General features: G+C 63.0%; 10 protein-coding genes and 1 pseudogene. 1 reads left to right on the top strand and 10 read right to left on the bottom strand.

Translation table 11 applies throughout. From position 1 onward, the window contains the following. Positions 1–127 precede the first annotated feature (127 nt). The 3 genes from BFP96_RS09255 to BFP96_RS09245 form a co-directional block, all read right to left on the bottom strand. On the bottom strand, positions 128–1255 hold the full coding sequence (locus tag BFP96_RS09255) for a sensor histidine kinase (RefSeq protein ID WP_065936070.1): 1128 nt from the start codon (positions 1253–1255) through the stop codon (positions 128–130). 124 nt (positions 1256–1379) lie between these two features. Beyond that, a complete protein-coding gene (locus tag BFP96_RS09250) occupies positions 1380–1619 on the bottom strand; it encodes a hypothetical protein (RefSeq protein WP_065886662.1) in 240 nt (79 codons plus the stop codon). Positions 1620–2372: 753 nt separating this feature from the next. Beyond that, on the bottom strand, positions 2373–3248 hold the full coding sequence (locus BFP96_RS09245; RefSeq protein WP_065936069.1) for a LysR family transcriptional regulator: 876 nt from the start codon (positions 3246–3248) through the stop codon (positions 2373–2375). Positions 3249–3363: 115 nt separating this feature from the next. On the opposite strand from BFP96_RS09245, the gene BFP96_RS09240 reads away from it, so the two are divergent. Further along, complete coding sequence (locus tag BFP96_RS09240; RefSeq protein ID WP_065893238.1) at positions 3364–4239, top strand: NmrA family NAD(P)-binding protein; 876 nt, start codon at positions 3364–3366, stop codon at positions 4237–4239. Positions 4240–4296: 57 nt separating this feature from the next. Here BFP96_RS09240 and BFP96_RS09235 read toward each other — a convergent pair whose 3' ends face one another. The 7 genes and pseudogenes from BFP96_RS09235 to BFP96_RS09205 all read right to left on the bottom strand — a co-directional run. Next, on the bottom strand, positions 4297–5790 hold the full coding sequence (locus BFP96_RS09235) for a methyl-accepting chemotaxis protein (protein ID WP_065896860.1): 1494 nt from the start codon (positions 5788–5790) through the stop codon (positions 4297–4299). Between the two features lie 172 nt (positions 5791–5962). Next, on the bottom strand, positions 5963–8119 hold the full coding sequence (locus BFP96_RS09230) for a TonB-dependent siderophore receptor (protein WP_065936068.1): 2157 nt from the start codon (positions 8117–8119) through the stop codon (positions 5963–5965). A 158-nt stretch (positions 8120–8277) separates the two neighbouring features. Beyond that, entirely contained in the window at positions 8278–9039 is a 762-nt protein-coding gene (locus tag BFP96_RS09225; protein WP_065936067.1) for a PIG-L deacetylase family protein, read from the bottom strand. Between the two features lie 140 nt (positions 9040–9179). Then, positions 9180–9839, bottom strand: coding sequence for a glycosyltransferase (locus BFP96_RS09220; RefSeq protein WP_065896863.1), 660 nt, complete (start codon positions 9837–9839; stop codon positions 9180–9182). After that, positions 9836–10435, bottom strand: coding sequence for an SAM-dependent methyltransferase (locus BFP96_RS09215; RefSeq protein WP_065936066.1), 600 nt, complete (start codon positions 10433–10435; stop codon positions 9836–9838). The genes BFP96_RS09220 and BFP96_RS09215 overlap by 4 nt, the downstream gene beginning before the upstream one ends. Continuing rightward, complete coding sequence (locus tag BFP96_RS09210) at positions 10432–11190, bottom strand: PIG-L deacetylase family protein (RefSeq protein WP_065896864.1); 759 nt, start codon at positions 11188–11190, stop codon at positions 10432–10434. Before BFP96_RS09210 ends, BFP96_RS09215 begins: the two co-directional genes overlap by 4 nt. Further along, a pseudogene (locus BFP96_RS09205) lies at positions 11187–11442 on the bottom strand (acyl-CoA dehydrogenase); the annotation flags it as partial. The gene BFP96_RS09210 and the pseudogene BFP96_RS09205, both read right to left, overlap by 4 nt.

Genomic DNA, 11442 nt, shown 5'->3' with positions numbered 1-11442 from the left:
CGTCCTGCCGGGTTGCCCACGGATTCAAGCCTGCGTTCGGCCAGCGTGGTTTAACGGGGCGCCTGAGATCAAAAGCAGATCAAGATCAAGGGCGACTCGCTTCGCATCGTGGTTACGGTGGCCGAAGTTATCGATTGACCGCAATCCTCACCTGAAACACCGTGCCCTGTTCCGTGTCGGAGCTGACCTCAATCGATCCACTATGGGAGGCGACGATTTCCGAGGCGATGAACAGGCCAAGGCCCAGGCCTTCGGTGGGGCCGTGGTGGATGGCGGTGCGCTGGGAGAAACGGCCCATGGGGTTGAATATGAACGGGAGCACGTCCTCGGGTATCGCTTCACCGCTGTTGCGCACAGTGAAGACGGCGAAGTCCTCGTGCATGCCCAGCTCGACCTGGATAGGCCGTGTGGTGTCGCCATGTTGCACCGCGTTGCTGATGATGTTCGAAAACACCTGCTCCATCCGCCCGCCGTCAAACTGCCCAGATACGTTTGTGTTCGCGTCGAACATCACGATGGCTTCGGGATGAAACGCGCGAATTTCCTCGACCACGCGCTGGCACAGCGGCGAGAGGTTTATTTCGCTGGTTTTGACCGGGATGCCCGGCCCCATCTGGCAGCGAGTCAGGTCAAGCAGGTCGCCGACGATCTGGCTTGCCCGGCGCACGCTGGTGTAGACCTGATTGGCGATCTTGGTCGCCCGCGCCCCGGCGTCCTGGGAGCGGCGCAACACGTCGGCACCCAGCAGGATTGCGCCGAGTGGGGTGCGCAAATCGTGGCCGAGGATGCCCAGGAACATGTTGCGTGAGGCCTCGACGGCCCGTGAATAGCTGGCAATGGACTCGGCCAGGGCCTGGTCAATGGCCTCATGGAATCGGGTCATGTCGTCGACGTTGATCGGTGTGCCGTCCTTGACCTGGCGCATCCACTGGCTGACCACACTGGTGCGCAGCGCGCGGTATTCGGAGACCATCTGGTCGATGGTGAACCCGGCCATCAGCCGCGTCATTGCGTGGGTTTCGGCCGCAGTTTCCTGTTCGTCCTCCGGTGCGTGGCCCTGGGCCTTGGCGATTTGTTCCTGGCGGGTCTGCTTGGTGCGCAGGTCGCTGACGATGGCCCGCAACATCTGCTCGGCATGATCGCGCAGCGCGACGCTGTCGAGTTCCTCGCCCGGGGTGTCGATGGTTCTGGCGAAATCTTCCCAAGCCTGCAGTATCGGCTCGAGGTTTTCCAGAATGAAGTCGGGCAGGCGCATGTCTGTAGTCCTGGTGGGAGGCGGGCAGAAAAGCGAAGCTGCACAGGCGAACGGAAATTCCCGGCAGTGTAGGAGGTTGTTCGTCGCTTTTAAAGCCCGGACTGCGGCGGCGCTATTGCGGGCATTACAGCCCCAGTGTCAGCGACCTCAGCCGTTGTTCCACCACGCTGTCAAAATGGCTTGCCAACGCTTCGCAGCGCTCGGAAGTGAGCCCTTCACAGCAGGTGATTCCCAGCACAAACCCTTGGGCCTTGGCACCGCCTTTGACGGCAAGAATCATTGACCCCGCCAGTTCGATCTCACGCAGAATTCTGTCAGCCTGTCGTTTTATAGGGCCGGGCAAATCGTTCAGGGCTTCTTTCATGGCCGTCTCCGCAGGCATTCACTCACACGCACACACACAAGGCAACGGAGGCACCGTGGGCCTCTTGAAAGCATCGACCGAAGGATGCTGCAAGAGTTTCGTCGTGTGCGGTTGTAAGGCGATGATGTGCAGTGCGGTCGTTGCCCTTCGGTCGCTTGGCAACCGACGCGTATCCATCTGACACACCTCGGTCCAAATGTGGGAGGGGGCTTGCCCCCGATGGCGGCCTCGGGGCTGACCAGGATGCTGGATTGGACCGGGTACATATCCGTTTCTGCGGTAACGGCCACTTAGGGTTCCGCCCTGACGGCGGCTCACTTTTGAAAAGCGCAAAAGTAAGCAAAACGCTCTTGCCCCACCACTCGGCACCTCGCCTAGGCTCGGTGTGCCCGATCGAAGGCTTGAATCCGTGGGCCGCCGCCACGCGCCATCCATGGCCCAGTGCGGCTAACCCGGCGTCCTGCCGGGTTGCCCACGGATTCAAGCCTGCGTTCGGCCAGCGTGGTTTAACGGGGCGCCTGAGATCAAGATCAAAAGCAGATCAAGATCAAGAGCGGCTCGCTTCGCATCGTGGTTACCGGCTACGGCGGTGTGTAGCTATGCCCCGATGTGTAAAGTCGGTAAATGCATCGGTGACTGACACATCGCTATCGGGAGCAAGCTCCCTCCCACATTTGGACCCGGGTTTATCTCGGACCAGACTCGGCAAGGGTTCATGAAAAGAATTCATGAATGCGCCAGGCGCCAGCATGTTCAACCGCGCAGCACCAGTGCCATATCCGGGTATTGCGCGCACAGGAAGTCGACGAAGGCGCGCACTTTGGGCGCGGCCAGGCGCCTGGAGGTGTGCAATACCCAAAGCTGCGGCTCGATCCCGGCGACCGTGCCCCATTGCACCAGTTCGCCCCGGGCCAAGGAGGCTCCGGCGATGGACTGGGGAATTAGGGCCGCGCCACCACCGGCGATCGCCGCATCGCGCACCATCAGTAGCGAAGAAAACTGCAGCCTGGGGATCGGCTCCAGTATCAACTCCCCGCCGTCCAGGTGCCATTGGGTCGGCGTGAAGCCCGTTGTGACGATGCTGCCTACGGACCTGATCGCGCCAGGCTGCGGTTTGGGTATTTGCGGCGCTGCCACCACGATCAGGCGGTCGGTGGCGAAGCACCTGCCGACCAGGTCGCTGTCCGGGCTCGGGTTGATGCGAATGGCGACGTCGAATTGTTCTTCAACCAGATCCACCTGGCGATCGTCGGCCACGACCTCAATCACAACCTCCGGATAAGCTGCGCAGAAGCGGGCGCCAATCGCACCCATGGCCAGTTGGGAGAACAGGATCGGCGCCGCCACGCGCAAACGTCCGCGTGGCGTCGAAACGCCCTCGCGTGCGGCGGTCATGGCTTCAGTCACTTCACCCAGGGGGCCTTGGGTGCGCGACATCAGCAGCTCGCCGGCTTCGGTCAGTTTCAGCCCGCGCGCACTGCGCTCAATCAGTCGCACACCCAGTTGCTCTTCCAGGTCGGCGATTCGGCGCGACAGCGTGGCCTTGGACACGCCGCTCGCACGGCTGGCCTTGCCCAGGCCTTCGTGGGTGGCGACCTGGATGAAGTCGATCAGCGCGTTGAGGTTCATGGTGTTCCGTTTTTGAGACGAGGTTTCTGGATTCTGTGGTCTTCGTTTTCGTTATGCAACGGTTTACTTTGCATTCGAACCCCAACCCACTGATCCACCCGCAGGAGTTTCAACCATGAGCATTCTCGTCATCGGCGCCACCGGCACCCTCGGTTCACTCGTCACCCAAGGCCTTGCCGCGCAAGGCGCGCAGGTCAACGCCCTGGTGCGCCAGGCAGGTAAGCGGGCATTCCCGGCCGGCGTCACCCAAGTGGTCGGCGACCTCACTGATGTCGCGTCCATGCGCGCCGCGCTGGCGTCGGTGCGCACCCTGTTTCTGCTCAATGCCGTCACGCCCGACGAGGTGACGCAGGCGCTCATCGCGTTGAACCTCGCTCGGGAGGCCGGTATCCAGCGCATCGTTTACTTATCCGTGATCCATGCCGACACTTTCACCCAGGTGCCGCATTTCACCGGCAAGCACACCGTTGAACGCATGATCGACAGCCTCGACCTTCCGGCGACGGTATTGCGCCCGGCGTACTTCATGCAAAACGACCGCATGGTCCAGCAGACGATCCAGGACTATTCGGTGTACCCGATGCCTATCGGCTCGGCCGGTGTGGCCATGATCGATACGCGGGACATTGCCGATATAGCCGTTGCAGAGCTGTTGCGACGCGATCGGTCCGCGACTGCGCTGGAGCGCGTGACGCTGGAACTGGTAGGGCCGCAGGCGCTGACGGGGGCCGGTGTGGCCAAGCTCTGGAGTTCGGCCCTGGGCCGCGAGATCGCCTATGGCGGCGATGACGTTGCCGCGTTTGAAACACAGTTGGCCGCCTACGGTCCGGCCTGGCTGGCGTATGACATGCGCCTGATGATGGAAGGTATCCAGGCGTTCGGCATGCAGGCAGCGGAGGGCGCCGTGGCGCGGCTTGAGGCGATTATCGGGCGCCCGTTGCGCACGTATCAGGACTTCGTGAGCGAGTCGGTCACCAAAACAACGGCTTAATCCGCTGCCTGTGAGCGCGGTCGAGCCTGGCAATGGCTCGACCGCTCGGGTATTGAATCAGGGATGAAACCTGCGCCCCAGCGCATCCAGGCGTACGGCGATCGGTGGCAGGCGTTCGCTGCTGCGGGCCAGGGTTTCCACGTCGTCGGCGGTGTTTTGCGCGATGTGCTGCACCGATTGCAGGCGCTCGACAATTTCCAGGTTCGCCGAGCTTTGTTCGCGGGTGGTGGTGACGATGCGGCCATTGAGTTGGTCGATATGCGCAATGTCTTCGCCCACTGCGCGCAGCATATCGACGGCCACCTGGCTGTCTTCCACGCAACGCTCCACACCCTGGCGGCTGTCGTGCATGGCTTCGACCGCCTGGCGGCTGCCTTGCTGCAAGCCTTCGATGATGGTCCTGATTTCCTGGGTGGAGAGGGCGGTACGCTGGGCCAGGCTGCGCACCTCGTCGGCGACCACGGCAAAACCACGGCCTTGTTCGCCGGCGCGGGCGGCTTCGATGGCGGCGTTGAGGGCGAGCAGGTTGGTCTGGTTGGCGATGCTGCTGATCACCTCCAGCACCGAACCGATCTGCTCCGCCTGCACGGCCAGCGATTGCACGGTCGATTGCGTGCCATTGATGCGCGAGGCCAGTTGCGTGATTTCATGCTGGGCGCGACCCACGCTTTGCTGACCGCGCTCAATCTGCTGGCTGGCTTGGCCGGCGTGCTCCACGGCCTGTTCGACGTGCACGGTGATGTGACCCGTGGCGTCTTCCATGCGCTGCATCGAGCCGGTCATTTCATTGATTTGCGCCAGTTGATGCCGCGCGCCTTTTTCCAGGGTGCCGCTGGCCGTGGCCAGTTCCTGGCCGAGTTGGCCCAGGCCATGGGAATCGCGTGCGACGCCGTCGATCAGGTGAGTGAGCTGCTGCAGGAAGTGGTCGAAGCGCTTGGCCAGGGACACGCGCTCCTTGTCCTCACCCTTGGCCGTTTCTTCGCTGAACTGCGAGGTGACGGCGAGCATTTTTTCCAGCATTTCCTGGCTTTCGACCGCCTCGGCGTGGCTGTGCACGGCCAGGTAGAGCAGGGCGACGGACTCCATCACCACATAGAAGGCGTGGACGAAGATCATGGTCCAGCCGCCGTGGTGTTCCATCACAAACACCGGCCAGCCTTGGTGCTGCAGGGCGTGGAACACCAGGTGATGCACGGCGATGGTCAGTGCCGCCACCAGGATCGGCAGCCAGTCACGGTAGAACGTCAACACCGCGAGCAGCGCGAAGATACCAAAGTGCGCTTCGATCACACCGTGCGCCTGGTTGATGTGCAAGGCGGCCATCACCATGAGGCCTGCACCGAGTGCGCAGCGCATCACGCGGGTGCCGCCGATGGCGCGATACAGCGCGGTCAGCACCACGCCGGTGCCGCCACCGACGATCAACGCCTGGGTGAAGGTGTCATGCCAGAACCCCAGCCCGAGGGAGAACAGGAACATCAGCCAGATCAGCGCCAGCATGATGCGGTCGGCCTTGCGGTAGTGCTCCAGAAAGCGTGTGCGGAGGGGCATTCACGTTTACTCCATGTGGGTTGGCCAGGAATCTAGCACGCGGCGTGCCACGCGCGCGGCCGGTAAAGAGCCAGGCGGGTGCGGCGTCAAGGTCCGACAATCGGTTATCGGCACGTCGCAGGGAGACTTTAAGAACGGCTGCCCGAGCGGGCAGCCGAGGTTGCAATGACGATCAGAAGCTGTACTTGGCCGTCAGCATCATGTTGCGCGGGCTGCCGTAGGAGTCGCCGCCATAGCTGACGGACTCGGAGATGGACTGGTAGTAGTGGCGGTCAAAGATATTGTTGGCGTTGAGTTGCAGATCCAGGTGCTGGTTGACGCGGTACCCGGCCATCAGGTCGGTGACGGCGTAGCCGCCTTGCTTGAGCCGATAGGTACTGCCGTCCGCCAACTGGATGTCGTTGTACATGCGGCTCTGCCAGGACACGTTGCCGCCCACGCGAAGTTTTTCCAGCGGGCCCTGGAAGTTGTAGCGGGTGGTGACCTTGAACAGGTGTTCCGGGGTGTCGGTGTCGAACTGCTTGTTGACCTTCTGCGGGTTGGCGGCGTCCTTGATCGTGTGGGTGCGCGCGTAGGTGTAGCCACCGCCGACCTGCCAGTTCTCGGTCAAGGCGCCCTGCAATTCGAAGTCGATACCCTGGCTGCGAATCTCCCCCGAGGCTTGATAGCAGGACGCCTGCGGGCAGTCCGGCACAACGATCTGCACGGCACGGTTTTCCTGGTCGACACGGAACAGCGCCACGCTGGCATTCAGCGCGCCACCCAGGTATTCGCCCTTGATGCCCACTTCATAGTTTTTGCCGACAATGGGCTTGAGCGGAGTGGCACCGGTGCTCTTTTCTTTTTGCGGCGTGAAGATGTCGCTGTAGCTGGCATACACCGAGTGCTGGTCATTGAGCTCGTAGATCAGGCCTGCGTAGCGGGTGAGGTTGCGGGTGACCTTATAGTCGCCGTCACCGTCGCGGTTGTCATAGTCGTACCAGTCCAGGCGCCCGCCGAGGATCAGCTTGAGTGGGTCGGCCAGGCTCAGGCGCGTGGTGACGTAGACACCGTCCTGGGTGGTGACGTCACGCTGGTTGGTGGTGCGGGTGAAGTTCGGCTTGCCGGCATTGATCGGCCAATTCAGATCGTACGGGCTGTAGTTGTGGGTGGTCATGTCGAAGATGCGCTTGCTGGCGCCCACCACCAGCTCATGGGTGCGCCCGAATGCCTGGAACGGGCCGCTGACGAAGGCGTCGATCCCGGCCTGGTTTTCATCGATGGCGGCCTGGTACACCGTGCGGCCCAGGGTGTTCTCGACCCAGCGCGACTGGTAGGAGCCGGAGAACAGCGCATCTTGTTCGGCGTAATTGGCGTTGACCTGCAGTTTCCAGTCGTTGGCCAACTGCTGGCGCAACTCGACGAAAACGGTGTTGATCTCCTGGTCCTTGTTCTCCCAGTCGGTACCGGGATTGTAGGAACGCGACAGGCCAAGGTGATGGCCATCCAGGCCGATCATCGACGAGCCCCAGAAGTAGTTGGTCTTGTCTTTCTGGTTGGAGTAGCCGAGGGTCAGGCGCGTGTCCTCGCTCAGGTCGGCTTCGGTCACGGCATAGAACAGGCCGTGATCCTGCTCGACCTTGTCGATGAAACTGTTGGCGTCGCGGTAGGAGGTGACCACCCGGCCACGCCAGGTGCCGCTGTCATTGAGGGGGCTGGAGGCGTCGAGTTCGCCACGGTAGTCGTCCCAGCTGCCGGCAGCGCCGGTCAGGGTGACTTTCTGCTCGTCCAGGGGCCGCTTGCGAATCAGGTTGATGGCCGCCGCCGGGTTGCCGGCGCCGGTCACCAGGCCGGTAGCGCCGCGTACCACCTCGACGCGATCGAACATCGCCAGGTTCGGCTGAGCGCCTACATTGACGCCGTTATAGCCACTGGGAATGCCGTCGTACATCAGGTTGTCGACGTTGAAACCGCGCGCGGTGTAGGCCTGCCGACCGGGGCCGTTGGAGTAGTTGAGGAACAATCCCGGGGTGGCATTGACCACATCGTTGATGCTGGTCATCGCCTGGTCATCCATGCGCTGACGGGTAATCACGGTGACGGCCTGTGGGGTTTCGCGCAGGGTCAGCGGCAGCTTGGTCGCGGTGCTCATCGAGCCTGTGGTGTACGACTGGCTGCCCTCGGTGGTTTCGCCAAGCTGCTGGCCGGAAACCTCTGTGGCGCCCAGTTCTATGGTGCCGGGCTGAGTGGCGGCGCCGGCGGCGAGGGCCGCGTGGGAGGTGGTCAGACAGATAGCCATCGCTATCAAACTGGGTGAAAACCCTTTACCGCCGTGGTGTTGCACAGACATGAACGTAACTCTCCCCGAATGCCGTCCGTGGCGAATAATAAATATGTTGATAATTATTCGCATCAGTGTGGCAGATCGGGTCTGTAGGAAAAAGCCCTAAGAATGAATCAGTTAACGAATTTTTCACGCGCGGAGCAGTGGCGTTTTGCCGCCTCCCGCTAGGTGAGGACGATTTCGTAAGGCTCACGCATGCGCTCCAGCAACACTTGGGCGAGCATCGGCGCCAGGCCGATGGCGGGGTCGCCCGTGAGCTGGCTGGCATAGGCATGCAAGGCGTGGAGTTTGTGCGCCACGCTCCAGGTATCCAGGCACACCTTGCGCGCACGCTGCCACGGCATCACCGAGCCTTCGCGTGCGGGCCAGTGCCAGGCCCACATCGGCAGCTCATACAACTGCGCACCGACCCGATTGCATGCGTCGGCGCTGGCACGGCCGACGGCTTCGTGATCATCGTTGCCATCATGGCGCCAAGTGGTAAACACCACGTCATCCGGCATCAGGTAACGGGCGATGAATTGGCTCATCTGTTGCTCGTGGCTGGCCAGGGCGTTGTCGCAAAACCCGCCACGAATCCATTTCAGGCTGTGCAGCGGCATGCCCAGGCGGCGCAGCGCTTCGGCGCTTTCCTGGGGACGAATCACACTCAGGCGCCCGGCCGACCAGACCCGGGAGCCGGGGTGGCTGGCGCTGCCATCGGTGATAGAGATCAGTTTCAACGGGTTTTTACGGGTACTGAGCATTTGCAGCAGGCCCCCGCAGATGAGCACTTCATCGCCCGGGTGGGGCGCGATCACCACCACGCGGGCACTCGGCGGTACGAGGCCGGCCAGACTGATGAAGGGAATCTGCGCCAACTGTGGCGCGCTGTTCCAGATTTGCGCGGGGCCGCGACGGCCCTCGCTTAACGAGGCGGTTCTCATGGGGTGCTACATCCTTGTCGGTTGACGCTCTTGTGCTCACCTCAGGCTGCGCTGCGGTGAGTGCGCGGCGCTCCGATCCTGGAGCGCCGTGCGAGAAGGTATGAGCATAGACAACGACGAACGGGCGCAACGTCGTATTTTTACGAAACCTGCAGCAGGCCCTTCAAGTAATCACCGAAGCCACCCTGGGCGCGGCAATCCAGGCGTGCGCTGGTAATTACCTGGGGGGAATGGCTCCAGGCGATGGACGCGCCGCAGCGCTCCAGATTGCGCACCAATTGCACATCCTCATGGCAGGCCAGCGGTTCAAAGCCACCGGCCTGTAAGTAGGCGCTGGCGCTGATGCCCAGGTTGGCGCCGTGGATATGCCGGTGCCCGTCGCGGGCTTCGTAGGCCTGGTGATAGCGTATCTGCGCCGCCGCGTCGAAGCCTTCGCTCCAGGCGTCAACGGTCACGGTGCCGCAGACCGCGTCGCAGCCCAGCGCCAGTTGCGCCACCAGCCAGTCCGGGGCAACGCGGCTGTCGGCGTCCGTACAGGCGATCCAGCGCGCGCCCTGATTCAGCAGATGCCGCGCCCCTGCACCGCGGGCATGCCCGACATTACGTGCCTGCACCGGCAGGCTCTGCACGCCGTGCGCTTGGGCAATCGCCGCACTGGCATCGCTGCAACTGTCGAGGACGACCAGGATATGCACCGCTTCACCCTGCAATTCCGGATGGATGGCTGCGATTGACGCAGCGTTCAGACATTCGCCCAACAACGCTTCTTCGTTATGCACCGGAATCAGGATGCCGATCATCGCAGGCCCTCAAGGCGTGCCACCGAGGCGCCATCCCGGCCCCACAGGTCGAGCAGAAAATCGTCTTCATGGTGGCGTACCACCGCGTGCAGCCCCAGTCGTTGCTCAAGCAGCGCATGCACCTGTTCGGCGGTTTGCGGGCAACCTTCGATGCGCGGGCGCCAATGGCAGGCCAGCAGTTGGCCGCCCTCCGCCAGGGCGGCGAGGCAGTGCTCGGCCAGGCGCTCAAGATCAGCAGCGTCCAGGTAGTAACAGAACTCGCTCAATACGATGAGCTCGAATTGCCCCGATGGCCATTGTTCGGGCAGACAGCGCTGCTCTATCTGCACGTTGGAAAAACCGGCCAGCCGCTTGCTGGCCAGCGCCACCGCAGCGCTCGCCGTATCGCAGCACAACAGGCGATCACAGCGCGCCGCCAGCTCGGCGCTCAACTCGCCATTGGCGCAGGCGGGCTCGAACACCGAGGTGTAGCGCGCCCGGGTCAGGACGGCCAGGGTCAATGCGCGTTTGCGTTGTTCATACCAGCGTTGACGAAACGCCCAGGGATCGTCGTTGCCCTCGAACATCCGGTCGAAATAAGGCGTCGTCACGCTCACACGAACACAACTTCAAAAGGTTGCAGCAAACGCTCCACCACATAGGGCGCCAATACCGGCGGCAGGCCGACTTGCGGGTCGCCCTCCAACTGGCTGGCGAAGGCGTGGATGGCATGGCGTTTGCGCGCCACCTGTTCGGGCGTCAAAGGGATCTTGCGCGCCCGGTCCCAAGGCACCATGCCATCTTCGGCAGTCGCCCAGTGCCAGGTCCACACCGGCAGTTCGTACAACGTCGCGCCCACTGCCTGGGCGGCTTTCGCGCTGGCGCGGCCGACCGCCTCATGGTCGCAATGCCCGTCTTCACGCCAAGTGGCGAACACCACGTCGTCGGGCTTGAGGTAGCGCTGGATGAAGGCGGCCAGTTCTTCCTCGCGCTCGGCGACCTTGCTGTCGGTAAACCCGGCGCGCAGCCACTTCAAACTGTGCAGCGGCAAACCCAGGCGGTGCAGGGCCTGCGCCGATTCCTGCGGGCGCACCACGCTCAGGCGTTGCACCGGCCACAGTTCGGAGCCCGGATGGCTGGCGCTGCCGTCGGTGACCGAGATCAACTGAATGGGCCGGTCCAGGGCAGCCAGGCCCTGCAGCAAACCGCCGCTGCCGAGCACTTCATCGTCCGGGTGCGGGGCGATGATTACCGCGTGTCGCCCCTGCGGTACCAGTTGCTCGACGCTGATATGCGGCAGTTCAGCCAGGCGCGACGACGTTTGCCAATAATGCAGCGACGTGCCCTGGCCAACAATCGGGTTGGGTTTCATAACTGCCACCTCCCTGACGGCTCGCCCGCCACCTGTTCGCCCAGGGCGGCGAGGTCGCGTTCGGCATGACTTTGACGCACATACACCGGCAAGTCCGCCATCAATTGGGCGAAGTGCGGGTCCTTGCAGTAAGGCCCGGCACCCACGGCGCGCCCGACATGATGGATCACCTGCTCGACGGTTTCCTCGACGCACGCGCGCACTTGTTGGGCCAGCAGCCGGGCATCGGCGGTCGGTGCCCGGTCGACCTGC

The organism is Pseudomonas sp. 34 E 7 (assembly GCF_900005715.1).
Taxonomy (GTDB): Bacteria; Pseudomonadota; Gammaproteobacteria; order Pseudomonadales; family Pseudomonadaceae; genus Aquipseudomonas; species Aquipseudomonas orientalis_A.
Note: the sequence above shows the minus strand (reverse complement) of the source record. Positions and strands in the feature narration are given on the sequence as shown.

Bases quoted from the DNA above. Each gene is read 5' to 3' on its own strand.
- BFP96_RS09230 (WP_065936068.1), bottom strand. From the start codon at position 8,119: ATGTCTGTGCAACACCACGGCGGTAAAGGGTTTTCACCCAGTTTGATA.
- BFP96_RS09255 (WP_065936070.1), bottom strand. From the start codon at position 1,255: ATGCGCCTGCCCGACTTCATTCTGGAAAACCTCGAGCCGATACTGCAG.
- BFP96_RS09225 (WP_065936067.1), bottom strand. From the start codon at position 9,039: ATGAGAACCGCCTCGTTAAGCGAGGGCCGTCGCGGCCCCGCGCAAATC.
- BFP96_RS09210 (WP_065896864.1), bottom strand. From the start codon at position 11,190: ATGAAACCCAACCCGATTGTTGGCCAGGGCACGTCGCTGCATTATTGG.
- BFP96_RS09250 (WP_065886662.1), bottom strand. From the start codon at position 1,619: ATGAAAGAAGCCCTGAACGATTTGCCCGGCCCTATAAAACGACAGGCT.
- BFP96_RS09235 (WP_065896860.1), bottom strand. From the start codon at position 5,790: ATGCCCCTCCGCACACGCTTTCTGGAGCACTACCGCAAGGCCGACCGC.
- BFP96_RS09220 (WP_065896863.1), bottom strand. From the start codon at position 9,839: ATGATCGGCATCCTGATTCCGGTGCATAACGAAGAAGCGTTGTTGGGC.
- BFP96_RS09240 (WP_065893238.1), top strand. From the start codon at position 3,364: ATGAGCATTCTCGTCATCGGCGCCACCGGCACCCTCGGTTCACTCGTC.
- BFP96_RS09245 (WP_065936069.1), bottom strand. From the start codon at position 3,248: ATGAACCTCAACGCGCTGATCGACTTCATCCAGGTCGCCACCCACGAA.